The sequence below is a fragment of the Wolbachia endosymbiont (group A) of Anoplius nigerrimus genome, assembly GCF_947251795.1.
GTDB lineage: Bacteria > Pseudomonadota > Alphaproteobacteria > Rickettsiales > Anaplasmataceae > Wolbachia.
The window spans coordinates 647,691-673,980 of record NZ_OX366385.1 but is presented as its reverse complement, the minus strand read 5'-3'; the positions used below and the strand labels follow the sequence as shown (position 1 = coordinate 673,980).

Annotated in this window: 31 protein-coding genes, 2 tRNA genes and 3 pseudogenes; 17 read left to right on the top strand and 19 right to left on the bottom strand. The window is 35.8% G+C overall.

Features of this window, described 5'->3' with window-relative positions; genetic code table 11:
- Positions 1-3: 3 nt before the first annotated feature.
- The 4 genes and pseudogenes from OPR26_RS03595 to OPR26_RS03580 all read right to left on the bottom strand — a co-directional run bounded on the left by OPR26_RS03595 (position 4) and on the right by OPR26_RS03580 (position 2,262).
- A complete protein-coding gene (locus tag OPR26_RS03595; RefSeq protein ID WP_265016251.1) occupies positions 4-390 on the bottom strand; it encodes a transposase in 387 nt (128 codons plus the stop codon).
- 20 nt (positions 391-410) lie between these two features.
- Entirely contained in the window at positions 411-776 is a 366-nt protein-coding gene (locus tag OPR26_RS03590) for a transposase (protein WP_264731180.1), read from the bottom strand.
- A 68-nt stretch (positions 777-844) separates the two neighbouring features.
- A pseudogene (locus OPR26_RS07495) lies at positions 845-1,003 on the bottom strand (Rpn family recombination-promoting nuclease/putative transposase); the annotation flags it as partial.
- Between the two features lie 95 nt (positions 1,004-1,098).
- A complete protein-coding gene (locus OPR26_RS03580) occupies positions 1,099-2,262 on the bottom strand; it encodes a reverse transcriptase domain-containing protein (protein WP_265016097.1) in 1,164 nt (387 codons plus the stop codon).
- Between the two features lie 55 nt (positions 2,263-2,317).
- On the opposite strand from OPR26_RS03580, the gene OPR26_RS03575 reads away from it, so the two are divergent.
- From OPR26_RS03575 to OPR26_RS03565, 3 genes are read left to right on the top strand one after another with little or no spacing between them, the layout of a single operon-like run.
- A complete protein-coding gene (locus OPR26_RS03575; protein ID WP_264731180.1) occupies positions 2,318-2,683 on the top strand; it encodes a transposase in 366 nt (121 codons plus the stop codon).
- Positions 2,680-2,928, top strand: a complete 249-nt coding sequence (locus OPR26_RS03570) for a transposase (protein WP_320157298.1) — start codon at positions 2,680-2,682, stop codon at positions 2,926-2,928. Before OPR26_RS03575 ends, OPR26_RS03570 begins: the two co-directional genes overlap by 4 nt.
- A gap of 60 nt (positions 2,929-2,988) precedes the next feature.
- Positions 2,989-3,090 (top strand): hypothetical protein, encoded by a 102-nt coding sequence (locus OPR26_RS03565; protein WP_265016247.1) that lies wholly within the window; start codon positions 2,989-2,991, stop codon positions 3,088-3,090.
- Here OPR26_RS03565 and OPR26_RS03560 read toward each other — a convergent pair.
- From OPR26_RS03560 to OPR26_RS03535, 6 genes and pseudogenes are all read right to left on the bottom strand, one after another.
- Positions 3,056-3,625 carry a reverse transcriptase N-terminal domain-containing protein gene (locus OPR26_RS03560; RefSeq protein ID WP_265016246.1) on the bottom strand — a complete coding sequence of 190 codons (570 nt, stop codon included), beginning with the start codon at positions 3,623-3,625 and terminating at the stop codon, positions 3,056-3,058. The genes OPR26_RS03565 and OPR26_RS03560 overlap by 35 nt on opposite strands.
- Positions 3,626-3,629: 4 nt before the next feature.
- Positions 3,630-4,382, bottom strand: coding sequence for an IS5 family transposase (locus tag OPR26_RS03555; RefSeq protein WP_264702259.1), 753 nt, complete (start codon positions 4,380-4,382; stop codon positions 3,630-3,632).
- 57 nt (positions 4,383-4,439) lie between these two features.
- Positions 4,440-4,562 (bottom strand): hypothetical protein, encoded by a 123-nt coding sequence (locus OPR26_RS03550; protein ID WP_265015498.1) that lies wholly within the window; start codon positions 4,560-4,562, stop codon positions 4,440-4,442.
- Between the two features lie 451 nt (positions 4,563-5,013).
- Positions 5,014-5,562, bottom strand: a pseudogene (locus OPR26_RS03545) (Rpn family recombination-promoting nuclease/putative transposase); the annotation flags it as partial.
- A 387-nt stretch (positions 5,563-5,949) separates the two neighbouring features.
- Positions 5,950-6,336 (bottom strand): transposase, encoded by a 387-nt coding sequence (locus OPR26_RS03540; RefSeq protein WP_265016251.1) that lies wholly within the window; start codon positions 6,334-6,336, stop codon positions 5,950-5,952.
- Between the two features lie 20 nt (positions 6,337-6,356).
- The gene (locus OPR26_RS03535) at positions 6,357-6,722 is read right to left on the bottom strand and encodes a transposase (RefSeq protein ID WP_264731180.1); all 366 of its coding nucleotides are present in this window, start codon (positions 6,720-6,722) and stop codon (positions 6,357-6,359) included.
- Between the two features lie 316 nt (positions 6,723-7,038).
- Here OPR26_RS03535 and OPR26_RS03530 point away from each other — a divergent pair, with 316 nt between their 5' ends.
- Both OPR26_RS03530 and OPR26_RS03525 read left to right on the top strand, forming a co-directional pair.
- Positions 7,039-7,791, top strand: coding sequence for an IS5 family transposase (locus OPR26_RS03530; protein ID WP_264702259.1), 753 nt, complete (start codon positions 7,039-7,041; stop codon positions 7,789-7,791).
- The gene (locus OPR26_RS03525) at positions 7,779-7,979 is read left to right on the top strand and encodes a hypothetical protein (protein WP_265016245.1); all 201 of its coding nucleotides are present in this window, start codon (positions 7,779-7,781) and stop codon (positions 7,977-7,979) included. Before OPR26_RS03530 ends, OPR26_RS03525 begins: the two co-directional genes overlap by 13 nt.
- Positions 7,980-8,171: 192 nt before the next feature.
- Here the strand turns inward: OPR26_RS03525 and OPR26_RS03520 are convergent, their stop codons facing one another.
- Positions 8,172-10,088 carry an ATP-dependent helicase gene (locus OPR26_RS03520; RefSeq protein WP_265016244.1) on the bottom strand — a complete coding sequence of 639 codons (1,917 nt, stop codon included), beginning with the start codon at positions 10,086-10,088 and terminating at the stop codon, positions 8,172-8,174.
- Between the two features lie 120 nt (positions 10,089-10,208).
- A complete protein-coding gene (locus OPR26_RS03515) occupies positions 10,209-10,622 on the bottom strand; it encodes a WD_0964 family protein (RefSeq protein ID WP_265016243.1) in 414 nt (137 codons plus the stop codon).
- 232 nt (positions 10,623-10,854) lie between these two features.
- Between OPR26_RS03515 and OPR26_RS03510 the strand changes: the two genes are divergently transcribed.
- The 8 genes from OPR26_RS03510 to ccmE are packed head-to-tail and all read left to right on the top strand — an operon-like array spanning position 10,855 to position 17,806.
- Complete coding sequence (locus OPR26_RS03510; RefSeq protein ID WP_265016242.1) at positions 10,855-11,442, top strand: NADH-quinone oxidoreductase subunit J; 588 nt, start codon at positions 10,855-10,857, stop codon at positions 11,440-11,442.
- Complete coding sequence (gene nuoK / locus OPR26_RS03505) at positions 11,433-11,741, top strand: NADH-quinone oxidoreductase subunit NuoK (protein ID WP_019236815.1); 309 nt, start codon at positions 11,433-11,435, stop codon at positions 11,739-11,741. The genes OPR26_RS03510 and nuoK overlap by 10 nt, the downstream gene beginning before the upstream one ends.
- 4 nt (positions 11,742-11,745) lie before the next feature.
- Positions 11,746-13,602 carry an NADH-quinone oxidoreductase subunit L gene (gene nuoL, locus OPR26_RS03500; protein WP_265016241.1) on the top strand — a complete coding sequence of 619 codons (1,857 nt, stop codon included), beginning with the start codon at positions 11,746-11,748 and terminating at the stop codon, positions 13,600-13,602.
- A gap of 3 nt (positions 13,603-13,605) precedes the next feature.
- Complete coding sequence (locus OPR26_RS03495) at positions 13,606-15,048, top strand: complex I subunit 4 family protein (RefSeq protein WP_265016240.1); 1,443 nt, start codon at positions 13,606-13,608, stop codon at positions 15,046-15,048.
- Positions 15,045-16,409, top strand: coding sequence for an NADH-quinone oxidoreductase subunit N (locus OPR26_RS03490; protein ID WP_265016239.1), 1,365 nt, complete (start codon positions 15,045-15,047; stop codon positions 16,407-16,409). The genes OPR26_RS03495 and OPR26_RS03490 overlap by 4 nt, the downstream gene beginning before the upstream one ends.
- 17 nt (positions 16,410-16,426) lie before the next feature.
- Complete coding sequence (locus OPR26_RS03485; RefSeq protein ID WP_265016238.1) at positions 16,427-17,296, top strand: biotin--[acetyl-CoA-carboxylase] ligase; 870 nt, start codon at positions 16,427-16,429, stop codon at positions 17,294-17,296.
- The gene (locus OPR26_RS07490) at positions 17,293-17,430 is read left to right on the top strand and encodes a CcmD-like small membrane protein (RefSeq protein ID WP_259245297.1); all 138 of its coding nucleotides are present in this window, start codon (positions 17,293-17,295) and stop codon (positions 17,428-17,430) included. The genes OPR26_RS03485 and OPR26_RS07490 overlap by 4 nt, the downstream gene beginning before the upstream one ends.
- Positions 17,414-17,806: a cytochrome c maturation protein CcmE gene (ccmE, locus tag OPR26_RS03480; RefSeq protein WP_114517125.1), complete on the top strand. Its 393-nt coding sequence runs from the start codon at positions 17,414-17,416 to the stop codon at positions 17,804-17,806. Before OPR26_RS07490 ends, ccmE begins: the two co-directional genes overlap by 17 nt.
- A 74-nt stretch (positions 17,807-17,880) precedes the next feature.
- Here ccmE and OPR26_RS03475 read toward each other — a convergent pair whose 3' ends face one another.
- Positions 17,881-18,273 (bottom strand): hypothetical protein, encoded by a 393-nt coding sequence (locus OPR26_RS03475; protein WP_265016237.1) that lies wholly within the window; start codon positions 18,271-18,273, stop codon positions 17,881-17,883.
- An 86-nt stretch (positions 18,274-18,359) separates the two neighbouring features.
- Positions 18,360-19,001, bottom strand: a complete 642-nt coding sequence (locus OPR26_RS03470) for a hypothetical protein (RefSeq protein ID WP_265016236.1) — start codon at positions 18,999-19,001, stop codon at positions 18,360-18,362.
- 55 nt (positions 19,002-19,056) lie between these two features.
- Here OPR26_RS03470 and OPR26_RS03465 point away from each other — a divergent pair, with 55 nt between their 5' ends.
- Both OPR26_RS03465 and OPR26_RS03460 read left to right on the top strand, forming a co-directional pair.
- Positions 19,057-19,365: a transposase gene (locus OPR26_RS03465; protein ID WP_265015503.1), complete on the top strand. Its 309-nt coding sequence runs from the start codon at positions 19,057-19,059 to the stop codon at positions 19,363-19,365.
- Positions 19,366-19,418: 53 nt separating this feature from the next.
- Complete coding sequence (locus OPR26_RS03460; protein WP_320157296.1) at positions 19,419-19,829, top strand: transposase; 411 nt, start codon at positions 19,419-19,421, stop codon at positions 19,827-19,829.
- Between the two features lie 7 nt (positions 19,830-19,836).
- Here the strand turns inward: OPR26_RS03460 and OPR26_RS03455 are convergent.
- A pseudogene (locus tag OPR26_RS03455) lies at positions 19,837-20,820 on the bottom strand (magnesium and cobalt transport protein CorA); the annotation flags it as partial.
- Positions 20,821-21,018: 198 nt separating this feature from the next.
- A tRNA-Ala gene (locus tag OPR26_RS03450) sits at positions 21,019-21,094 on the bottom strand.
- 562 nt (positions 21,095-21,656) lie between these two features.
- Between OPR26_RS03450 and OPR26_RS03445 the strand changes: the two genes are divergently transcribed.
- Positions 21,657-21,729, top strand: a tRNA-Lys gene (locus OPR26_RS03445).
- Between the two features lie 19 nt (positions 21,730-21,748).
- A complete protein-coding gene (nuoF, locus tag OPR26_RS03440) occupies positions 21,749-23,002 on the top strand; it encodes an NADH-quinone oxidoreductase subunit NuoF (protein ID WP_253302746.1) in 1,254 nt (417 codons plus the stop codon).
- A gap of 28 nt (positions 23,003-23,030) precedes the next feature.
- Here nuoF and infC read toward each other — a convergent pair whose 3' ends face one another.
- From infC to nuoI, 3 genes are all read right to left on the bottom strand, one after another.
- A complete protein-coding gene (infC, locus tag OPR26_RS03435; RefSeq protein ID WP_265016234.1) occupies positions 23,031-23,549 on the bottom strand; it encodes a translation initiation factor IF-3 in 519 nt (172 codons plus the stop codon).
- A gap of 12 nt (positions 23,550-23,561) precedes the next feature.
- Positions 23,562-25,463: a threonine--tRNA ligase gene (gene thrS / locus OPR26_RS03430; RefSeq protein ID WP_265016233.1), complete on the bottom strand. Its 1,902-nt coding sequence runs from the start codon at positions 25,461-25,463 to the stop codon at positions 23,562-23,564.
- 272 nt (positions 25,464-25,735) lie between these two features.
- Entirely contained in the window at positions 25,736-26,218 is a 483-nt protein-coding gene (gene nuoI / locus OPR26_RS03425; protein WP_253302750.1) for an NADH-quinone oxidoreductase subunit NuoI, read from the bottom strand.
- Between the last annotated feature and the right edge of the window lie 72 nt (positions 26,219-26,290).

Below are 26,290 nucleotides of genomic sequence, written 5' to 3'. Positions count from 1 at the left end.
TCTTCAAACTGAAGAATGAGCTAATTTGTGAAGCATAATAGTGATCATATTAAAGAAGATATAGTTTTTTGAGGTGAGAGGAGAATGCTCGTAATCTTTACTCATGCGCCTAAAATTGGAAAGCCAGGCAAAAGTTCTTTCAACAATCCAACGTTTGGGAATAACTTGAAATCCTGTATCAACTATTTTCTTGGCAATCGTTAATAAACATCCCGTTTCCAATAAGCATCTGTTTTGTAATTTACCTATGTACCCTTGATCAGCAAAAAACTTACGTAAAGTTGGAACTTTGCATTTAGCTTGGGCAAAAAGATTTAGAGCACTATCACGATCTTGAATACTTGCACTCTGTACTTCAGCAGCAATTACAAGACCCACAGTATCTACAATAATATGGCGTTTTCTGCCCTTTATTTTTTTGCCAGCATCATATCCTCTGGATCCCCTTTTTGAGTAGTTTTCACTGACTGGCTATCAATTATACCTACTGATGGAGTCTTATTTTTACCAATCATCTCTCTTACTTTTTTAACTAGAAAATCATGAATTTCTTGCCATATTCCACTTTTTTTCAAGCGCGAATTACAACTATATACGGTTTTCCATGGTGGAAAATCTTTAGGCAGTTGTCTCCATTGACATCCTGTTCTCATCATATAGCGGATTGCATTAATAATTGTTCTAATACTATGTTTTCTTGGTCTGCCGGTCTTTTTAGGTTCAAAATATGGCTCTATTGTCTTCCATTCTTTGTCACTTATATCGCTTGGGTACATCTTAAAATGTACCTTATACCATACTTCTTAACTTCTTTCTACTCAGTTTGAAGACATGCTCTAAGGCAAGATAAATTATCATCCTCACGTTTCTTAGCTTGATCATACGTAAACCTCTCTTCTTCACTCCAATTGTATTGGTTCAATTCATTGTAAGCCCTACCAATAATTATATCACTTCCTACTATTTTTTTTAGATCCTCTTCGCTAGTCTGATTTGCATACCGTTGTCTAAGTGAAGAAGGTCGCCCCTCTTCACTCGACTTCAAAACCGTACGTGAGACTTTGCGCCTCATACGGCTTCTCTCTAATTTGGTGCTTGTCATGCACACCTCCTGTGTAATTCATCGTGACAATGCCCATGTAACAAAGATAAATTTTTGATCATATTGTTTCGTCTATTCCGGTCTTTATGATGTATTTCTATTATATCATCACTTTCAAACCATAGTCTACAATTACCGCATTTACTTTGTTGTAACTTCAATAGTTTTATTACTCTTGATGGCTTATCTGGTATTTCTCTAAGACGATTACCCCAATAAACCCAATCACCATCATATGGAGATCTGGTTTTTTGCACTTTGATATGTCGTTTAATAACATGATCGCTGTGTATAATAAGATGTATCTTGTTACTTGTCATAAAACGCCAGTTATCGTTATTATACTTTTTAAAGTATTTTCTTTTTATCCAGCATTTCCCTTTGTTTGGGTGCCTAAAGACTGCCCACTTCCAGAGCTTTCTATGTATAGTATTATCCAATGAGCTAAAGATTTTACATGAAACTACTGAAGAGTAATATTGACTCCACCCTCTAATGATTGGATTGAGATTCCTTATTACTACTTCCTGTGGCGCCCCACGCATTTCTCTAAGTTTATGTTTAATAGCAAATATATGCTGCTTTATAGAATTACGACTTGGTTTTATTAATAATTTGTAACCTTTCTTACTTTCTTTTGTTGGATATTGTCTTATTGAAAATCCAAGAAAATCAAATCCTGGTTTTATTCCATTAATGATTTTTAATGTATGAGAAACTTTTGTCTTAGAAGGCTTTAATTCTAATCCAATGGTTTTTAACCATTCTTCAACTAGAACTTTTGCCCTAAGAATAATTTCTTCACTTTCATGTATGACGACAAAATCATCACAGTAGAAAATTACACTAATAGACTTTTGCGCATTTTTATGCGATATCCTACCATATTTTCTTTTCATGCATTGAAAGAGTTCGTTTGTTAATGCTTTTTTGATATGTTGCTCTAATCCGTGTAATGCAACACAAGCTAGCAACGGTGAGATCGTCCCTCCTTGAATTGTACCACGTTTTGTGGATTGAAACTTTCCATCTTCCATAACGCCTGCCCTTAACCATCCTCTTATGATTTTCTTTAACGTTGGTGTGGTATTGAGCTTTTCAAGCAGTTTATTATGGTTAATATTGTCAAAACATCCAGAAATATCAGCATCTAAGAGCATGTCTTCAAACTGAGTAGAAAGAAGTTAAGAAGTATGGTATAAGGTACATTTTAAGATGTACCCAAGCGATATAAGTGACAAAGAATGGAAGACAATAGAGCCATATTTTGAACCTAAAAAGACCGGCAGACCAAGAAAACATAGTATTAGAACAATTATTAATGCAATCCGCTATATGATGAGAACAGGATGTCAATGGAGACAACTGCCTAAAGATTTTCCACCATGGAAAACCGTATATAGTTGTAATTCGCGCTTGAAAAAAAGTGGAATATGGCAAGAAATTCATGATTTTCTAGTTAAAAAAGTAAGAGAGATGATTGGTAAAAATAAGACTCCATCAGTAGGTATAATTGATAGCCAGTCAGTGAAAACTACTCAAAAAGGGGATCCAGAGGATATGATGCTGGCAAAAAAATAAAGGGCAGAAAACGCCATATTATTGTAGATACTGTGGGTCTTGTAATTGCTGCTGAAGTACAGAGTGCAAGTATTCAAGATCGTGATAGTGCTCTAAATCTTTTTGCCCAAGCTAAATGCAAAGTTCCAACTTTACGTAAGTTTTTTGCTGATCAAGGGTACATAGGTAAATTACAAAACAGATGCTTATTGGAAACGGGATGTTTATTAACGATTGCCAAGAAAATAGTTGATACAGGATTTTAAGTTATTCCCAAACGTTGGATTGTTGAAAGAACTTTTGCCTGGCTTTCCAATTTTAGGCGCATGAGTAAAGATTACGAGCATTCTCCTCTCACCTCAAAAAACTATATCTTCTTTAATATGATCACTATTATGCTTCACAAATTAGCTCATTCTTCAGTTTGAAGACATGCTCTAATACATATGCTGTTTTCTGTTTTAGCACATCAAATATGGCTTCAATTGCATCATGACATGATCTACCAGGTCTAAAACCATAAGTGTTTGGCTCAAGTTTTGCCTCCCATTCTGGTTCTAAAGCCATTTTTACAAGTGTTTGTTTTGCTCGACACGATATAGTAGGTATACCAAGCGGGCGATGCTCCGATGGCTTACCAGGTTTTGGGATCCAGACGCGTCTTGATGGCTTTGCTTTTTCTTTTATATCTAAAGAATATGATAGTTGTAATCTTTCTTTTTGATTAAGATTAGCCTTTCCATCAATACCTGCAGTCTTCTTCCCCCTATTGTCCTGTGTTACTTTCCTAACAGCGAGTGTTTTTGCACTTGTTGATTTGAGTAATAATCTCTGAAGATTATGCATCTTTCTGATATCATTACATTTAGAAGCTTGGTAAATTCGTTTTTGTAGCTTAAATGAAGATTTCTTCAGCTTTCGCCAAGGAATTCCATTCCATTCATACCTAGGCTCTGTGGACAAAATTTTAGAGAAGCCATACAAGAGCTCCAACAAAATTGAGAAAACCCATAAAAACCTCAGCAGTTTTATCAAATCTGGAAAAAATGCGCCTAAAATTTTTAATTTTACCAAAAAAACACTCAATCAAATGACGTTCTTTGTAGATATGCTCATCGTAATACCTTTGCACTTTTCGATTCCGTTTTGGCGGAATAACTACTGTACATCCCTTGTCTTCAAGACTTGTAACAAAGGCATTGCTATCGTAGCCCTTGTCAGCTACTACAGTAGAGTTATAGATACTTTCGGTCAACACTTGTGCCTGCGTAATTTCATTTCTTTGACCAGGAGTCAGAGTAAATTTAAGTGGATTTCCAAGTGCATCGACAAGCGCATGTATTTTAGTTGTAAAGCCACCTTTGCTCCTCCCTAAAGCTTCTTGATCCTTGGAGTTTTTTGTATATCCAGATGAACATGGATGGGCTCGGATGATCGTACCGTCGATTATAGCAACTTCTAAATCAGGCTCTTGTTTAGTATATTCAAGCAATTTTTTCCAGACATCTCTTTCACACCATCTTTTAAATCGCTTATGTATACTCCTGTAATTACCATAAGTTTTTGGTAAAAGTCTCCATTGGCAACCACTTCGCACTATGTACCACACTGCCTCTATGAATATTCTTAAACGTTTTTCATCTTTGCTGTGCATTCCTTTTACGCTTTTTATGAACTCTAAAATTTGTTTCCAATTTTCCTCTTTGATGTAATATTGCATATGGTAGTTTCTCCATTTTTTACCTATTAGGCTAAACTACCATCTTTTTCTCTCTTTTCATATTTTTTGTCCACAGAGCCTAGCTTTTTGCTGGTCCATAACATATTCACTACTATTCACCACTTTACCTTCCAAATTAAAGTGTTTACGTCTGCGTATCCCAGATATTACTTTGGGCATTAGCTTCTTAAACAATCCTTCCACATAGCAGCTTGTGGTTGGCTACCTACTTATATTTTTATGAATATAAGAGCTTTTATGTGGTTACTCCGTTCCATGGCTTCGTTTCACGTTAAACTTAGATTCCTACTATTTGCCGGAAGCTGGGAACATCAATAACTAAAGTCTTCAATCTTTAGTTCCCCTTTTGCTTCGTACCATTTTGGTCTATGCGTAGTTCAACCTCTTTTCGCATACTATGCTTTGACGACAATTCAAACATAGGTTCCTCTCGTAATCATATCTAACTCTGTTTGCAGGGATTCACCATGAGGTTTAGTGTTACCTGCTTTTATCTCATGCTTGCATCCCAAAGGTTGCCACCCTTTAAAAGGTGAGATATACATTATCCCCGATGTCTAGGGAAAGTGGAATTTAACCACCACAAAACCACGACTTTCAGGGTCGCACTAAAGAAAAATAGCCAACGGTCTACTACACTTTCTAGTTGTTCTTCTCTACTCTTAGGGAATTTTGGCAGCTCTATGAAGATAAATTGAAAATCTTTTAAGTCATGCTCATTGGTTTTCTCATCTCTTATGGTATGGCTAGATATATAGTCAAGCTTATCAGGGAATAAGGTGCAATTTGAAATCGCGATAAAGAAAATCTTCTTTAAATCAACGTATTTACCAGATTTATCAGCTTGTCTTGAGTAAGCCTTAGCAGCATATAGTTGAGCGCGTTTCTCAAAACCTTTATCACGAGCCAGTTGCATCTCAATCACAAACCTATTACCAATAGAATCCTTGCAGAGAACATCAACAATACTTTGTTTATCAGAGGCAACTTCGGGATCCATAATAGTGCTAAGAAACTCAACTTCTTGTATTGCATTTATCTCAGTAAACCCTAAAATATCATTCAAAAAGTGGATCAGGATATTCTTATTTTTTTCCGTTCCAAAGATTTTTTTGAAACACAAATCATTGCGAGGATCGAGAAATTTTGAAAGAGCCATGGCAAGAATGCTTAAAAATATTAATAATTATACACTATTATTAACAATTATTCAACCATATTTTTGAAGATAGCTATGCTGCCGCGGTATCTCTTAGCATCTTACTATTACCCACAAATAAATACATGGTATTGTATTTACTCAAATAATTTAATTTTATTAACCTGAAAGCTTATTGGATTAAAATTATTAAATTAAGAGTTATAATTTTAGCAACTAAAAGCTGTAAATTGCTCCATATAAACAGTTATTTCAAGCAAAAGTTATGCCATTAAGAGCTATGCAACAAACATTTATATTTGTGGGTAATAGTAAGTAGCGGATGAGATACCGCGAATGAATCGCGGTATGACGGTCTGCTGCTTGTTAGCGGCTAAGAGCATGTCTTCAAACTGAAGAATGAGCTAATTTGTGAAGCATAATAGTGATCATATTAAAGAAGATATAGTTTTTTGAGGTGAGAGGAGAATGCTCGTAATCTTTACTCATGCGCCTAAAATTGGAAAGCCAGGCAAAAGTTCTTTCAACAATCCAACGTTTGGGAATAACTTGAAATCCTGTATCAACTATTTTCTTGGCAATCGTTAATAAACATCCCGTTTCCAATAAGCATCTGTTTTGTAATTTACCTATGTACCCTTGATCAGCAAAAAACTTACGTAAAGTTGGAACTTTGCATTTAGCTTGGGCAAAAAGATTTAGAGCACTATCACGATCTTGAATACTTGCACTCTGTACTTCAGCAGCAATTACAAGACCCACAGTATCTACAATAATATGGCGTTTTCTGCCCTTTATTTTTTTGCCAGCATCATATCCTCTGGATCCCCTTTTTGAGTAGTTTTCACTGACTGGCTATCAATTATACCTACTGATGGAGTCTTATTTTTACCAATCATCTCTCTTACTTTTTTAACTAGAAAATCATGAATTTCTTGCCATATTCCACTTTTTTTCAAGCGCGAATTACAACTATATACGGTTTTCCATGGTGGAAAATCTTTAGGCAGTTGTCTCCATTGACATCCTGTTCTCATCATATAGCGGATTGCATTAATAATTGTTCTAATACTATGTTTTCTTGGTCTGCCGGTCTTTTTAGGTTCAAAATATGGCTCTATTGTCTTCCATTCTTTGTCACTTATATCGCTTGGGTACATCTTAAAATGTACCTTATACCATACTTCTTAACTTCTTTCTACTCAGTTTGAAGACATGCTCTAAGAGATACCGCGAATGAATCGCGGTGAGACGGTTCGTGGCGGTATGACGGTTAAGCAATTCGTCATCCCGCTACGTGTTAGCGGGATCTAGAGATACCGCTGTGGTATGACGGTTAAGTAAGGTGTCATTCCAGCGCGTGACGCTGGAATCCAGGAAACTTAACTTTACACTAGGCTCTGTGGACAAAAAATATGAAAAGAGAGAAAAAGATGGTAGTTTAGCCTAATAGGTAAAAAATGGAGAAACTACCATATGCAATATTACATCAAAGAGGAAAATTGGAAACAAATTTTAGAGTTCATAAAAAGCGTAAAAGGAATGCACAGCAAAGATGAAAAACGTTTAAGAATATTCATAGAGGCAGTGTGGTACATAGTGCGAAGTGGTTGCCAATGGAGACTTTTACCAAAAACTTATGGTAATTACAGGAGTATACATAAGCGATTTAAAAGATGGTGTGAAAGAGATGTCTGGAAAAAATTGCTTGAATATACTAAACAAGAGCCTGATTTAGAAGTTGCTATAATCGACGGTACGATCATCCGAGCCCATCCATGTTCATCTGGATATACAAAAAACTCCAAGGATCAAGAAGCTTTAGGGAGGAGCAAAGGTGGCTTTACAACTAAAATACATGCGCTTGTCGATGCACTTGGAAATCCACTTAAATTTACTCTGACTCCTGGTCAAAGAAATGAAATTACGCAGGCACAAGTGTTGACCGAAAGTATCTATAACTCTACTGTAGTAGCTGACAAGGGCTACGATAGCAATGCCTTTGTTACAAGTCTTGAAGACAAGGGATGTACAGTAGTTATTCCGCCAAAACGGAATCGAAAAGTGCAAAGGTATTACGATGAGCATATCTACAAAGAACGTCATTTGATTGAGTGTTTTTTTGGTAAAATTAAAAATTTTAGGCGCATTTTTTCCAGATTTGATAAAACTGCTGAGGTTTTTATGGGTTTTCTCAATTTTGTTGGAGCTCTTGTATGGCTTCTCTAAAATTTTGTCCACAGAGCCTAGGTAATAAGAACTGGATCCCAGTGTCTGGGCACTGGGATGACAAAAATAAGGAGGCTACTCGGATGACAGGAGAAGGCACTGCCGTCATAAAGGAACCAGTGTCTGGGCACTGCCCACTGGTGGCCCCAAACTACAACGTTCGTACAGTTGTGCGTGGCGCTAACTAGTAGCGGAATGACGGTTTTTCAAATTGTCGTAAGTCAGTTTAGCTATAGGTAGCAATTTTCTGTATTTATTTTAAATTGAAGAAAGCTCAAATGAAAGATCGTGCTTTGCTAAAAATCACAGAATGCAGTCTGGTTACACATATAGTTGAAGTAATTCAGATTTGTAAGATATGTTTATCTGCAGTTATAGCTTCAACAGTAGGCAAGGTTGCTTTTAATTACCTCAACATTTTCTCTTGGCAATTCTTTAATGAATCGAGAAGTGCGCATCGGTTGCCACTGGTTGTTAATTTCCCTCCTATCTGCACATGAAATGATTAACCTTTCCTTTGCCCTGGTTATGCCAACATATGCGAGTCTCCTTTCTTCTTCTAAAGCTTTACCACTTTTGTCATCAAAAGATCTTTGATGAGGAAATAATCCCTCTTCCCAACCAGGTAGAAACACGCACGGAAATTCAAGTCCTTTGGCTGCATGAAGAGTCATAACATATACAGTGTCATCGTTATTCATATTATCCACTTCCATCACCAGACTTATATGCTCCAAGAAAGTTGTGGCATTATCGAAATTTTTTAAAGATGAGATGAGCTCTTTGACATTTTCTATTCGTGCTAAGCCTGTTACCTCCTCATTTTCAAGCACTTCAATATACCCTGATTGGTTTGCTACGATTTTAACGAATTCATGCAGTGGTTTTACGCTTACTATTTCTTCCCAAGCTTTAATTTTATTTAAAAAATCATTTAGTGAGAGTTTAATTCTTTCGGTTACTTGATTACTATTAACTAATATTTTTGCTGCCTCAAAAAAAGAAATTTTGTTATCCTGAGCAGTCGTGTATATTTTCTTTAGAGTTGTAGCTCCTATGCTTCTTTTTGGCCGGTTTACGATCCTTTCGAAAGCTAAGTCATCGTTATTGTTTGTAACGAGTCTTAAATATGCAATTATATCCCTGACTTCCTGACGTTCGTAGAATTTTACGCCACTTATAATCTTGTAGGGAATTGAATATTTTATAAAATACTCTTCCAGAACTCTAGTTTGAAAAGTGGCCCTTACCAGCACTGCAATGTCACTAAATCTGTATTTATTGAGCTTTAATATCTGTTCGCTTATGAACCTTGCTTCAGCTTTTCCGTCCCATAATTTTATTAGATTTACCTTTTCCCCTTCAACGTTTGTTGTCCACAATTTTTTTTCTAAGCGAGCCTTATTGTGATTGATAACATATGACGCAGTTGCAAGTATGTGGGATGTTGACCTGTAGTTACACTCTAGTTTAACGGTTTTTGCATTTTTAAAATCATCGGAAAACTTCAAAATATTTTCAACTTCCGCACCACGCCAACTATATATCGACTGGTCATCATCTCCTACACAGCAAATATTTGAATGCTCTTTTGCAAGGTATTTTAGCCAAAGATATTGTATCGCATTTGTATCTTGATATTCATCTACCATGACATATTTAAACTTGTTTTGGTAGTAGGACAGAACTTCGGTCTTTTGATTAAAGAGTTGTATGTTATATAGCAATAAGTCACCAAAATCGACAGAGTTAAGGAATTTCAACCTTTCCTGATATTGGTGATATACTTTGAGCGCAGTTACGTACACTGGTCTAAATGATTGAATATCTTCCACTTCAGATGGCAATAAGCACTTTTCTTTCCATTGCTGAATAATATTCATAATGGTCTTACATTTTTCTGATAGGTAATCAGGGCTTATTTCATTCATGACGTTTTTTATTACCTGTAATTGGTCATCCACACCAATGATTGTAAAATTGGGGTTTAAGCCCACAATTTCTGCGTGCAGGCGCAAAATTTTTGCTGCAATTGCATGGAAAGTGCCAAGCCATGGTATGTTTGTGCCCGTTAGCTCAAGTACCCTTGATACCATCTCATTTGCTGCTTTATTTGTAAATGTAACTGCTAATATCTCATCAGAATAAGCGTGACCGTTTCTAATTATGTGCGCTATTCTTGAAGTGATCGTTCTTGTTTTTCCGGTTCCGGCTCCTGCCAATATTAAAATCGATCCATCTATGTTAGTTACAGCTGATTGTTGTTCTGGATTTAGCAGTGAGAGATAATCGTTCATCGTAGCCCTATAGATTATAACTTCGTAAAGTTAAACCTATGATCAAAGTATTGTAAAGGTTTTATTGAATAGAGCAGTTAAAGAATGCTTCACTCAAGTACTACATATTTAAACGTAGATCTATCTTGTTGGGGTAGTTTCAAGTGTATGCTGAGTAACAACAACTTGATTTAAGTCATTGGCACCAGTTGTTGGGTGGATAGGTGGAGTTCGGAATGGCTTATATGTACAATCTGGTTCCTCCACTCCTATTTCTTCAACAAGGGGTTTTTCTTTTGGGGTATAGTGATTATGCGTTGCAGGTCGTTCAGTGAGATTTTCATATATTTCTTTCAACCAAGTTCCGATATCATACATAAATCCATACGCTTTTTCTTTAAATTCTCTCCATGATCTACTGAAACTTGCTAGTGTGTTATTAAAGTAAATTGTCACATAATCTCTTGCGGTGTATTGATAACTTTCTCCATCTAGTCTGCTACTTTGTGCGTTAGAACTATTGTTGCTTTTGAAATAACCAAATATGTTGTACATTTTGAGCCGCCATTAATTACTAACATACACATATTATATATTGATAAATTAAAATAGTCAAGGATAAATTAAGGATTTAGTGTATTGATTAAGCACTTAGAAAGCGCTCTGTATAATAATTTAAAATGGAGCTGGAGCTTTGTAGTACAATGTTTTCAAACGTTTAATATAATATTGACTTTACCACGATAGTCACTTTAAATTAGTAACTATTGTTGCAGTTAAAGTATCGATGCCTTTTTTCTTTTATTTTTTCGCAATTCTTAGCATTTTATCTGCTGTTTGTGTAATTAGCGTAAGAAATCCTGTGCATGCAGTATTATTTTTAATTTTCACCTTCGTTAACTCTGCAGTGCTTTTTATTCTCCTTGGAGCTGAATTCATTGCTATGATGGTGCTGATAGTATACATCGGCGCAGTTGCAGTGTTGTTTCTCTTTGTAGTTATGATGCTCGATATTGACTATATAAGGTTGCGCCAGGGTTTTGCGAAGCATTTCACTCTTGGTGCTATATTATGTGTTGTGTTTTTTCTAGTCATCAGCTTTGTAATCCGCAGCTCAGCACCCAATATAAGCAATGTTATAAACTATAATACTAATAACGTGAAAGCTATTGGTAATTTGCTCTACACTGACTACATGTACGCTTTTCATCTTTCTGGTATTCTGCTGCTTGTTGCAATTGTCGGTGCAATTGCTCTTACTTTGCAGGACAAGAAAAAAGGAGTTAAAAAACAGAATGTATTAAAGCAATTGACACAATCTTCATCTGTAAAATTGGTTAAGGCTAAATTTGAAAAAGGAGTAGAATGGAAATAGGATTAAATCATTTTTTGATAGTTGCTGCTATTTTGTTCACTATTGGGGTATGCGGTATTTTCATTAACCGTAAGAGCATAATCAATATATTATTATCAATAGAAATATTATTGCTGGCAATTAACATCAATTTAGTTGCTTTTTCTGCCTTTATGAATGATATAGTTGGGCAAATTTTTGTGATGTTTGTGTTGACTGTTGCGGCAGCAGAGTCAGGAGTTGGACTTGCAATATTGGTTGTATATTATAGAAGCCGTGGCAATATAGACGTTGAACAAGCAAATTTAATGAAAGAATGAAAGTATGATGGATATACTGAAATTAATAGTATTTTTGCCACTCTTTGGTTCGCTACTTGCAGCACTTTTTAGAAGAGATGTTTTTAGTCAGTTAGTTACAACGGCAGGGATTGGAATATCTGCAGTTTTATCTTGGTATGTTTTTCTCACCTTCTCTGAAAATTATCACTTGAGTTTATTTCCTCTATTTTCATTAAGTGTATTAAAAGTAAATTGGGCAATTAATGTGGATGCTCTCTCATCCTTAATGCTTATTGTTATTACCACCGTTTCACTGGTAGTACATCTCTATTCTATCGGTTATATGGAGCATGATAAAGGGAAGTCGAGGTTCTTTTCTTACCTATCGCTATTTACGTTTTGCATGATTGTGCTGGTTGTGAGCGATAATTTCGTGCAGCTTTTTTTTGGCTGGGAAGGGGTTGGCCTATGTTCTTATTTACTCATAGGATTTTGGTTCCAAAAATATTCTGCAAATAATGCAGCAATTAAAGCATTTGTTGTGAATAGGGTAGGAGACTTTGCACTATTAATTGGAATTTTTCTTATTTATTATACATTTCACTCTTTGGAATTTGCTGAGGTATTTGGTGCCGCTGATTTTCTTGGCACTCAGAACATTAAAGCATTCTGCTGTGAATTCAAAACTATTCATATAATATGTATATTACTTTTTATTGGCTGTATGGGTAAATCTGCTCAACTTGGCTTACATGTTTGGCTGCCAAATGCAATGGAAGGGCCAACCCCCGTTTCTGCACTTATTCATGCAGCAACTATGGTAACAGCAGGTATATTTTTAATAGCAAAATGTTCTCCACTGTTTGAATTATCAAGCGTTGCAAGGGAGTTAATAGTTATTGTTGGAGCAATTACTGCTTTTTTTGCAGCTACTGTTGCGATTACTCAGAATGATATAAAAAAAATAATTGCTTATTCAACGTGCAGTCAACTTGGTTATATGTTCATGGCATGTGGCCTTTCTGCTTACAACGTTGCTATTTTTCATTTAATGACACACGCTTTTTTTAAAGCTCTACTATTTCTTGGTGCTGGCAATGTGATTCATGCAATGCATCATGAGCAAAACATTCAGAAAATGGGAAATTGCTGGAAGAAAATCCCTTGCACTTACACTCTCATGTGGATTGGGTCTCTTGCGCTTTCTGGAATATTTCCATTTGCAGGTTTTTACTCAAAGGATTTGATAATTGAACATGCTTATAGCACGGATAGCTTTGCTTTTGTAATAAGCTTAGTTGTTGCATTCTTCACAGCGTTTTACTCTTGGAGGTTATTGCTTCTTGTGTTCCACAGCCAAAAACAAAGTAAAATTAATATACATGAGGCACCAAAGATTATGCTTATACCATTACTGATACTTGCTTTTGGATCGGTATTTTCTGGAGTGTGGGGAGCAAATATTTTGAACATAACTAGTAATGCGTTTTGGAAATCAAGTTTAATGGTGATTGATGAGCATGGAGTTCATAATTTCTTTATAAAATTACTACCAACCTTGGCGAGCCTAAGTGGAATAGCACTTGCGTACCTAATTTACCAATATCAAGTAATTAGGCAAATTAAGAGTAAATTTTTACTTAAGTTTTTGCAGAATAAATGGTACTTTGATGAGGTGTATGAGTTTGTTATCATTGCACCGATAAGGTTTATGTCTAGGCTTTTATGGAAGTTTGATGTTAAGGCTATTGATTCATTTGGGCCAAATGGTGTTGTAAGGTTGGTTAATGAATGTTCAAAAAGTTCTATAAAGTTGCAAACTGGTTATATATTTGATTATGCATTTATTATGTTTGTTACTCTAATAATCGGTGCTTTATATATTATTGGAATTAAATAGAAGGTGTTGTTACTTAGTATATTCTTGCTTCCACTGATAGGAGCATTGATTTTATCCTTAATCAGGATTAATCATCAATCTATACACTTAAGATTCCTTGCTCTATTTTTTGCTGTACTTCCATTTTTGCTTAGCATTGTAGCTTGTATAGAATTTGATTATAACGATGCGGACTTTCAGTTTGTCAGCTACCCAATTAGAAATGTTGGAATAGGGATAGATGGTATATCGTTGCTTTTCCTTCTGCTTACAACTTTCTCGTTTGTAATTTGTATACTCTACAACTGCAAAATGAGTTATACAACCCTTAGGCCATATATGGCATTGTTTCTACTGCTTGAGAGTTTTGTAGTCGGTTTTTTCGTTTCACTGAATGCTATAAGCTTTTATGTGTTTTTTGAAGCTGTTTTAATACCAATGTTCTTTATTATTGGCATTTGGGGAGGAAAACACAGGGTATATGCAACGTTTAAGTTGTTTCTTTATACATTAACTGGCTCATTATTATTTCTACTTGGACTGGTTTACATCTATAGCATTTTTGGGACGTTTAATATACAAGAATTAGCTACATTAGTGCCAAGCCTTGATCTTGAAGTGCAGTCATTGCTGTGGATTGCATTTTTTATTTCCTTTGCAATAAAAGTTCCAATGTTTCCATTTCACACTTGGCTTCCTGATGCACATGTGCAATCACCAACTTCTGGATCTGTGATTTTAGCTGGCTTGCTTATTAAAATGGGGGGATATGGATTTTTAAGGTTTTCTATTCCAATGCTTCCTCAGGCAAGTTTGTATTTTTCAAATTTCGTTGTTGTGCTGAGCATTATTGCGGTGATATATGCTTCGCTAGTTGCGTTTGCTCAAGATGATATAAAGAAGTTAATAGCTTATTCTTCAATAGCACATATGGGGATCGTTACCGCTGGCCTCTTTTCATTTTGTGAGGAAGGAGTACTGGGTAGTATATTTCAAATGATTAGTCATGGCCTTATTTCTGCTGCTTTATTTTTATGTGTTGGAATGCTATATACTCGAACTGGGACTTTGGAGATTGCAAAATATTTTGGCATAGTAAACACAATGCCAAAATTTGGTTTTATGTTCATTTTATTTTCAATGGCTTCAATAGGGCTACCTGGAACATCTGGGTTCGCAGGTGAGTTTTTGGCTATGGTTGGGATGTTTAAGAGCATAGGGTTTTTTACAGGATTTATCGCACTTGGCACTATTTTAAGCGCAGTTTATATGCTGAATTTATGTAAACAAATAATATGGGGGGTTAGCTATTCTAAATTATTAAATAACCGTTTGGATAGCATAGAATTTTCTGTCTTAATTCTGCTTGCAGTGTTTGTTATTTTGCTTGGATTCTACCCAACCCTTGCACTGAATTATTTGAAGCCATGTATGGCAAATTTGTTAGTCAAATATGATGCGCTATGAATTATATACAGATATTGCCGGAAACGTTCTCTATTATCTCCTCGTTAGTGTTGCTACTGCTTGGAATTATATTTAACCGCCGAACTATCAACTTATTAGCACTTGGCTGCACAGTGGTAACTTTGATTATTTTAATTATTTCGGCAGAAAACAATGAAATTTTTCTCTTTAATTCGTTGTTAAAACTCAATTTACACATCAGGTCAGCCCAAGGGTTAATTCTCAGCACAGGAATTTTAATACTTTTGATGCTGAATTTATCAAAATATGACTATAAATATGAATTTTCAATACTGATTCTTTTTGCACTATTTGGCATGATAACTTTAGTTTCAGCAAATAGTCTGATTTCTTTTTACTTAGCTTTTGAGTTGATGAGTATATCTTTATATGTTCTTGCGAGCTTTAATAAAGATTCAGCTTATTCATGTGAAGCAGGAGTGAAATATTTTACACTTAGTGCACTATCTTCCTGCATTATGCTATATGGAATGTCGCTGCTTTATGGATATACAGGACAAGTCAATTTCTCTGAGCTCGGTTCATTCTTGCAAAGCCATCAGATAACTTATGGAATAGTTTTTGGGTTAGTTTTTATCCTTATTGGTTTGTGTTTCAAGCTTGCTATTGCTCCTTTTCATATGTGGGCTCCAGATGTCTATCAAGGTGCACCTACCATAGTAACTGCGTTTTTTTCTACGGCCCCAAAAGCTGCACTTGTAACATTTTTAATTCGATTGATGAATGAAGAGTTAGTAAATGTAAAAAGTTATGTTCAGCCTATTTTCTTATACGTTTCAGCATTGTCTGTGCTTATCTCAGCTTTTGGGGCTTTGCGTCAGCAAAACTTAAAAAGGCTGCTTGCTTACAGTTCAATTGGTCACATTGGTTTTATATTTGCTTCACTTTCTATTTTTACACAAGCAGGAACAGATAGTGCCTTAATGTATCTGGTGATATATATCATCACAAGCATAGGGCTATTCTCATATCTCGTACAAATTGACGATGACGATTGTGATATTGCAAACTTGTCTGGTATAGGGAAGAAACGCCCAATTGTAGCATTTCATCTTTCTGTGCTGTTACTCTCGATGTCGGGAATACCTCCACTTGCGGGTTTTATCGCTAAATTTTTTATATTCAAAAGTTTAATAAATTCTGGCTTTATCACCCTGTCTTTGATCCTTGTAATGGCAAGTGTTATATCGTGTTACTATTATCTAAATATTATAAAAGCTATGTATTTCGATAAAGCTAGTGGTAATAAGGTTACTTATTCTAAGGGTCTATTCATTATCACTTCGGTGGCTTCACTGATTAACCTCGTTCTTTTCTTGTACGTTTTACTCACTCATTGAACTAAAGGGCTGACAAGGTGATCCCTGAGGGTTTTCATATTCATCATTACAAAGAAGTTTTAAGCACTAATGGAAAAGCACTGGACTTAATTAACAGAGGAATATCAAATGAAACTGTTATTATTGCCGATAAACAAACAGAAGGCAGGGGGCGCACCGGAAAAAGTTGGGTTTCTCCAGAAGGTAATTTCTATGCGAGTTTGGTGATAAACCTCTTTAACGATTATCTGAATGAAAGCCAGCTTTCGGTGCCATTCCAGTGCGTGACGCTGGAATCTAGGAATCAAGAAGCATGGATCCCAGTGTCAAGCACTGGGATGACATCGGATGGTACTGGGATAACAGTAGGCTTAACGAGTCAAGTTAAAGACATCAGCAAATTAACAGAATTGACTTTTGTGACTGCTCTTGCTGTAGGGAATACTTTACTGTCATTTATGAATGATAGTAACATTCAACATAAATGGCCAAATGACATTCTAATCGATGGCAAGAAAATAAGTGGAATATTGCTTGAAAAAAGATCCAATTCGAATTGGCTTATTGTAGGAATTGGAATTAATGTCAATCATACACCACTTCCAGGAACAACGTGCATTAGCAATTATGGTGAGTCTGTGTCTAACATGGATCTATTAAAGGAATCAATAATAAATTTTAATAAGCTAAGAAAGCAATGGCTATTTGATGGGTTTTATGCTATAAGAGAAATGTGGTTAAAAAAAGCATTCAAAATGAACGAGCAAATCAGTGTAAAGCTAGCTGACAAATTGTATGAAGGAATTTTTGCTGATATAGATAACAGTGGTAAATTGGTGTTGCAGCAAAAGGATGGAAGCTTAATTTATTTTGATGCAGGTGAGTTATTTATTGATAATGCATTATGAATACATATGTAATTTTTGCTTACCTTATTAGTTTTACGTTGATTACCGGAGAACTGATTTTTACCATTTCTTGCTATACTAAAAGTAAAAAAATTCTAAAAAGCCTGAAAGATAATAATGAAGAAGAAACATAAGCGATTACTTATAACTTCAGGAATTTTCTGCTTTTTAAGCTGCATAGTCTTTTTTATTTTAACAACGCTCAAAGAAAATATCTCATTTTTCTATACAGTAAGTGAGGCAATAGTTTTACCAAATAGTCAAAAGCCAATCCGTGTTGGTGGAATGGTTGTTGAAAATAGCGTGATACGCAATGAAAGTGAAGTGATTTTTCAAATGACAGATTTTAACAAAAGCGTTGTGGTAAAATACCAGGGAATACTTCCACCAATATTTTCAGAAAAAAGTGGTGTTGTTGTGCAAGGTAAAATGTTTGATAATAGTACCTTTCTTGCAGATACGGTGTTTGCAAAACATGATGAGAACTATATGCCGAAAGTTTTAAAATAGATTCCCTAATTCAGCTGTATTGAAACGATATATAGAGAGGGTAACAGCCTGCTAGCAAGCTGTTGCCTTTTTTATTAAAGCAAACTGTTCTCTTCGCCAGTAACATGGAATAATGGAGGAGCTGCTGGTGGAGGAGCAATATCGTCTAAAGCTTGTTTTAAATCACTGAGATCTTTTACTAAACCACTCTTTTGATCACCAACATCTTTAATTAGTTTTGTAACTTTTTTCTCTTCATCTGTTAATATCGTATTTAACTTACCAATGAGGTTTTGATTTATACTATCGACCATCTCATCAATAACATTTTGAGCATGAGCACCTGCTATAGTTTTTGTTAGTTGTTGCTCCGTGAAGTCTTTCCCCTGGCTTTTTAGCTTGAAAGGTCCAATGGTATTAACTTTTTGCTCATTATTTTCTGTTGCAAAACCTTGTACATTGTTTTGTAGACTTTTATCTGTTCTCATATGAGTTACCTCCATAATATTATTAATAATTTAAACTAGCTGCTACGCACATCAGACAACCTTTTTCCAAACTCGTAAGCACTGGCTTACAAATACTCAGATTCATGGTAAGCGTATTCTTCAACTGCTATAAATTCGGTGTTAGTATCTTGGGAAATACGGGGTGATGAACGCAAACTTTTCAACGCTTCGCTGTACACAGGTGGCGGTAGAAGTTCTTCTAGCTTCTCATAAACCTCTTTTAGCTTTTCATTTTGTTCTTCAAGTTTCCCTTTTAATGCATCAATAATAGCTTTAGACTGATCTTGATTGCTGAGATCACCAATCACAGCCGTTACTTTCTCATAAGGCAGTTTATGAATAATCTCTTTAAGCTCTTCTGCACCTACGTTATCCAAAAGTTCCTTAAACTGCTTATTAGACATATTGCGAGCAAAGGCTTGAAGTTTACCTGGATTGTCAGCTAAAGACTTAATAATAGTTTGAATCCTATTAGGATCAGTTAAGTCCTGAGCTATTGCTTCGAGTTTCTTATGGTCGAGTTTATTAACTAAGTCTTTCAGTTGGTCTTCCTGCAGGTTATTTACTAAAGCTTTTAACTGATCACCTTCTAATTCTTTGGAGAGTATTGTCAAGTGGTGCTCAGCCAAGTCTTTTGCAAGCACTGTAAACTGTTCATCATTTAAAGTTTTAATAAGTGCTTTAAATTGATCCACCTTTAAGAGCATGTCTTCAAACTGAGTAGAAAGAAGTTAAGAAGTATGGTATAAGGTACATTTTAAGATGTACCCAAGCGATATAAGTGACAAAGAATGGAAGACAATAGAGCCATATTTTGAACCTAAAAAGACCGGCAGACCAAGAAAACATAGTATTAGAACAATTATTAATGCAATCCGCTATATGATGAGAACAGGATGTCAATGGAGACAACTGCCTAAAGATTTTCCACCATGGAAAACCGTATATAGTTGTAATTCGCGCTTGAAAAAAAGTGGAATATGGCAAGAAATTCATGATTTTCTAGTTAAAAAAGTAAGAGAGATGATTGGTAAAAATAAGACTCCATCAGTAGGTATAATTGATAGCTAGTCAGTGAAAACTACTCAAAAAGGGGATCCAGAGGATATGATGCTGGCAAAAAAATAAAGGGCAGAAAACGCCATATTATTGTAGATACTGTGGGTCTTGTAATTGCTGCTGAAGTACAGAGTGCAAGTATTCAAGATCGTGATAGTGCTCTAAATCTTTTTGCCCAAGCTAAATGCAAAGTTCCAACTTTACGTAAGTTTTTTGCTGATCAAGGGTACATAGGTAAATTACAAAACAGATGCTTATTGGAAACGGGATGTTTATTAACGATTGCCAAGAAAATAGTTGATACAGGATTTCAAGTTATTCCCAAACGTTGGATTGTTGAAAGAACTTTTGCCTGGCTTTCCAATTTTAGGCGCATGAGTAAAGATTACGAGCATTCTCCTCTCACCTCAAAAAACTATATCTTCTTTAATATGATCACTATTATGCTTCACAAATTAGCTCATTCTTCAGTTTGAAGACATGCTCTAAGTGAGGTAAAATTTCTTTTACTTGCTCTGGATTTAAGTCTCTAACTAGAGCTTCAAGCTGAGCATCATTTAAAATAGGAACAATTATTTGTAACTTTTCTGGATTTAGTTCCTGAGCGAGAGTTTGTAATTGGTGGTTGGTTAGATGATCCACTAAAGTTTGGAGTTGTTCATCTGTTAAGTTCTCTGCTAAAGCTTGCAAATGGTTTGAACTCAGTTCAGGAATGATTTTTTGTAGCTGTCCATTCGTTAAATTCTGTGCAAGAACCTGCAGTTGATTTGAATTCAGTTGAGGAATTATTTTTTGCAGTTGCTCGTTACTAAGAGTATTGGCAAGGGTCTTTAGTTGGTTTTCTGTTAGGTCCTGAATAAAGATTTTGGCAAACGCGCTTGATAACAGTGTGCTCTTTTGTATACTAGATAGTGGTATATCTTTTATATATTTTTCACAGTAGTATGATATAATATCTTGTAATGCCTTATTGTCAGGTGAATCTATTATATTTCCTGCCTCGTCTGAAAAATAATATTTATTGTTGTCAGTATCTGAATCTTCCCATGTTACATATTTGTATTCCAATTTTTTTGATTTAATAGAACTGCTACAAATAGTTGTGAAAGGCTGAATAAGTTCTCTTGTATATGATAACTTAGCCAACTCATTACCGTAATATACAAATGTATGGTTACTTTTTACATAATCTAAGTTAGAATCACTTTTATAATCTTTGTCTACCAGATTTCCTTCATTTTCTTCCTCCAGACATATGTAACTGTCTATGCAAGAACTGCTGCAAAGTTTTATAGGTAATAAGTCTAGTAGTACATCGTTTTTATCATCCAGCGATACAAGCCCAACTTTTTTAATAGACATTGTAGGATTATAACCTTCATCAGGCCACCTTATCAATTTAGTCGGGGTTTTTCTAAACACCTCTTTTCCAGGCACCATCTTAAAAACATGTTTTTTTCCACTCATAGGCATTACCAATAAATTAATTGTTAGTATTCTAACATTTATTGATTAATTTATTGTTAAGTTAGTATATATTAGAATTATAATAACAAACATCGCTTGTGCAGAGAAAAATCATGAAAAGAAATAGGGATTTTTAGGAAAGTAGATTAAAATAAGCTGTTTTGACAGGTTTTGTGGTGTGCTAGAGCTAATATAGACTGGTGGAGGCAAGCGGGATCGAACCGCTGACCTTCTGCGTGCAAAACAGATGCTCTACCAGCTGAGCTATGCCCCCAATTCTTGCTTAAAGCATAATTCACTCAGGCTGAAATGCAAGAAATATTTATCTGTTATAGCTAAACTGACTTAGATTTACTGACAATTTGAAAAACCGTCATTCCGCTACGTGTTAGCGGAATCTATAGCTAAAGTGACTTAGATTTACCGATAATTTGAAAAACAAAAATTCGTCATCCCGCTGCTTGTTAGCGGGATCTAGAGATACCGCGGCGGTATGACGTAGGAAAACCTTTCTTGGGTTAGCTATATGCTGAGGCGGTATAACGTGTTAGCTATAGGCTATTGCTAAGCATTATAATAGTGCACAAATTCTGTAGGGTATATACAGTTTTCTATTTTTCTTGTCTCCTTAGCGTTATACTTCACACCATCCAAATAAATCTGTGAACTGAAAATTAACAAGAAGTTTTCCTTTAAAAATTTTTTTAAATTATCTATAGATTTTTTAACTACTAACGCAGTATATTATATAATTTATTTAACCACACATGAAAATTTTAGTTTGATTAAAACGGATAAAAACTGTATTGATGTTTAGTATAGCTGAAAAATGAAATGATCCCGTAGCTCAGCCGGTAGAGCAACTGACTTTTAATCAGTGGGTCACGCGTTCGAATCGCGTCGGGATCACTCACAAATTTTGAAAAACATGCTAAAAGAACAAGACAAAATATTCACAAACTTAAATGGTAAAGAAACTTCACTACTTGAGGGTGCAAAAAAACGTGGTAGCTGGCAAAAAACAAAGGAATTACTGGATTTAGGATCAGAAAAAATCATTGATGAAGTAAAGAAATCTGGCTTGAGAGGTCGAGGGGGTGCAGGATTTTCTACTGGCCTTAAGTGGAGCTTTATGCCTAAAAATCTTCCAAAAGCATATTTAGTAATCAATGCAGATGAGTCAGAACCTGGTACATGTAAAGATAGAGATATATTGCGATATGAGCCACATAAGTTACTTGAGGGAATTCTCCTAGCCGGCAAAGCGATCAGCGCATCAGTTGCGTATATTTATATCAGGGGTGAATTTTATAATGAATATTTAGTTCTAAAAAAGGCACTTGAGGAAGCCTATAAAGAAAACTTAATTGGAAAAAATGCCTGCAAATCAAGCTATGATCTTGATGTGTTTATCCATAGGGGTGCAGGAGCTTACATATGTGGGGAAGAAACAGCTCAACTCGAATCAATTGAAGGAAAAAAGGGCTTTCCTCGCATGAAACCTCCATTTCCCGCAGGTGTTGGACTTTTTGGCTGCCCAACCACAATAAACAACGTTGAAACTATAGCCATGGTTCCAGATATTCTAAATCGCGGAGGAGAATGGTTTGCATCTCTTGGTAAACCAAATAATACTGGTACCAAGGTCTTTTGTATTTCAGGGCACGTAAACAACCCGTGTAATGTTGAAGAAGAGCTCGGAATTCCACTACGTGAATTAATTGAAAAGTATGCAGGTGGAGTGCGGGGAGGTTGGGATAATTTACTTGCTGTAATACCTGGTGGGTCTTCAGTGCCATTAATTCCAAAATCTATATGTGATACTATTGAAATGGATTTTGATTCATTAAAAGCTGCACAATCAGGGCTTGGTACTGCTGCTGTAATAGTGATGGATAAATCAACTGATATAATAGCTGCAATAGAGAGGTTATCACACTTTTATATGCATGAGTCCTGTGGGCAATGCACACCATGCCGTGAAGGTACTGGATGGATGTGGAGGATTATGAGGAGGATGGTGGCAGGAGATATTAAGCCTAATGAAATAGATAAACTGCTTGACCTTACGGCTCAAATAGAAGGACATACAATTTGCGCGCTTGGCGATGCTGCAGCTTGGCCGATTCAAGGATTAATAAGACATTTTCGCCATGTTATCAAAGAGAGGGCGATAATTTAACTCTACTTATACTTCTTAAGCCGTTTTGCTACTTAGCAACCAGAGCTAAAAAATATTGATTCCCTTCTCTTTTAGGTGCCAATTCTACCTTTGCGATATCTTCAGTGTCTCGAATTAGCCGTTCTAATTTTTCCAGTCCAACTTCAGTGTTTATAAGCTCTCTCCCTCCAAATCTCATTGTGACTTTAATTTTATGTCCGTGGGCAAGTAAGTCTCTTGCTTGACGCAATTTTGTTCCGTAATCGTGATCACCAATATTGGGACCCAGTTTAATTTCTTTTATAGTTAATGTTTTTTGTTTCTTTTTTGCTTCACTTGCTTTCTTTTTTATATCATACTTTTGTTTGCTATAATCCAGTATTTTACATACTGGAGGGGTTGAATCAGGTGCAATTTCTACCAAGTCTAAACCAACACCCTGTGCAAGCTCCAAAGCTCGTTCTATTAGCACGATTCCGATCATTTCACCACTGTGATCAACTAAGCGTACCTCCTTAGCTGTGATGAATCCATTAATTCTGTTTTTATTGTTCTTTTTAACTTGCAAACTTTAACTCCCTTAATTCAAATTAATACTTTTTAACAACAATTCAATAGCCTTCTCCAAAGAAAAAGACTCCTGTCTTTCCGATCCTAAATTTCTCACTGACACAGTTTTACTTGTAACTTCATTTTTGCCTACAATCCACAATATAGGAACCTTGTTTAGACTATGCAAACGTATCTTATAACTAATTTTTTCATTGGTCAAATCAGTCTTGACTCTCACACCTTGTTCTTTTAAGACATTGCTGATTTCTGTGGCGTAACCGTCAGCCTCATTTGTAATGGTCAGAATAGCAAGTTGCGTTGGAGCAAGCCAAACTGGAAATTTTCCTGCGTAATTTTCTATCAAAATTCCAATAAAACGCTCAAAAGTCCCAAGAATTGCCCTATGTAACATGACAGGGTGATGCTTGTGTCCATCTGCCCCTATATAAAAAGCTCCCAGACGTTCTGGTAAAATGAAATCAACTTGTAATGTTCCACATTGCCAGCTTCTGCCTATTGCATCTTTTAAAACAAACTCTAACTTTGGACCATAAAACGCACCTTCACCAGGGCTCAGTTCATAACTTAAGCCCGCTTCTTGAACGGCTTCAAGCAGCGCTTTTTCAGCTCTATCCCACACTTCATCATCTCCTGCCCTAACATCTGGACGGTCTGAAAATTTCACAGAAATTTCATTGAATCCAAGCTCTGAATATACTTCTTTTAAAAGGTCACAAAACCTTATAGTCTCAGAATTCACTTGTTCTTCCATACAAAAAATGTGTGCATCGTCTTGCGTAAAACCACGCACTCGCATCAGTCCGTGCAATGAGCCTGAGCTTTCATTTCTATGGCATGTGCCAAACTCTGCCATACGTATTGGTAAATCACGGTAGCTCCTGGTGTGAGAATTAAAAATCTGCACATGACAAGGACAATTCATGGGTTTTATTGCTAACTTTTTATTCTCAGATTCGTCAACAATAAACATATTTTCACGAAACTTATCCCAATGTCCAGATCTTTCCCACAGCTCTTTACTTACTAAAATAGGAGTTTTTACCTCAAAATAGCCATTATTTATTAGCTTCTTTCTGATGTAAGACTCAAGAACATTATATAGAATATATCCTTGTTCATGCCAAAAAACCTGCCCAACAGCTTCCTCTTGAATGTGAAATAAATCCATATCCTTAGCAATTTTGCGGTGATCACGTTTTTCTGCTTCTTTGAGGCACTCAAGGTAAGCGTTTAATTCATCCTTATTTCTCCATGCTGTACCATATATTCGCTGCAACATTGGGCCCTTTGCATCACCTCGCCAGTATGCACCCGCTACTTTCATAAGTTTAAACGCTTTAACTCTGCCGGTTGATGGTGAGTGCGGACCACGACATAGGTCAATAAAATCACCTTGCCTATAAACAGTTAGGTTTTCACTCTCTGGTATAGAGGATATAATTTCAACTTTATATTTTTCGCCTATACCACTAAAGAAATCAACTGCCTGCTTGCGAGTCCAAACTTCTCGAACAAATCTGTGGTTACTTTTTACAATCTCTTTCATTTTCTTTTCTATTGCGGTAAGATCGTCCGTAGTGAAGGCACGATCTGTAGCAAAATCATAGTAAAAACCGTCCTGAATTGTTGGGCCGATAGTAATCTGAGTATTAGGAAATAGCTCTTTCACTGCCTGCGCCATTATGTGAGCAGCATCATGCCTTATTATATCCAAACCCGCTTCGTCACTAAGTTGTATCACCTCTATCTCTACATCAGCTTCAATTTCACATGAGAGATCATGCAACTCACCATTTACCTTAAAGGCAATTGCTTCTTTCAAAGCATCCGGTTGTAATATATCAAAGCCAGTAACTTTACCACTGTATTCTTTTACTTTTTGTTCGGTTGAAAAAGTAACTTTAATCATTCATCGACCCTTTTGTCATCCAAGTAACCCTATCCTTGTCATCCCCTATGATGTCATCCCAGTGCGTGACACTGGGATCCATCTTATTTTTATAATGGAAATTAGTTTAACGTATGCTTCTAAAAGCTGTTGTCCATTGCACAATTTGCAAATATTTTTATACCTGGATCCCAGTGTCACACACTGGGATGACAAAAAAAGGAACACTGAAATGACAGAAAAAAAGCACCTGGGTAACAAAGGAATGATTTGAAAGCTATAAATTTTTAACATCAGTAGTACGGCCTATTCTTTTTTAACCTGAGTGCAATTGCGTCTTCCCAAACTTCACCATTACGCAATAACTTTTCTTTATTGTACATTAGCTCCTCTCTTGTTTCAGTAGCAAATTCAAAGTTAGGACCCTCCACAATTGCATCAACTGGACATGCCTCTTGGCAAAGCCCGCAGTATATGCATTTTGTCATGTCAATATCATAGCGTGTGGTGCGACGACTACCGTCTTCTCTTTCCTCTGCTTCAATAACTATTGCTTGAGCAGGGCAGATAACTTCGCATAATTTACAAGCTATGCATCGTTCTTCACCGTTTGGATACCTACGCAACGCATGCTCGCCACGAAACCTTGGACTTAAAGGGCCCTTCTCCATAGGATACCTCAAAGTAACCTTTGGCTTGAACATATATTTCAATGTAATAGCAAACCCTTTAATTAACTCTACAAAAGACCAGTACCAAGCTAATTTCTTGAGCATAAAATGTCTAAAACCTGTATTTATAACTATAATGTATATTATCAGTTTTCAAAATAAATATTTTCATCTGGG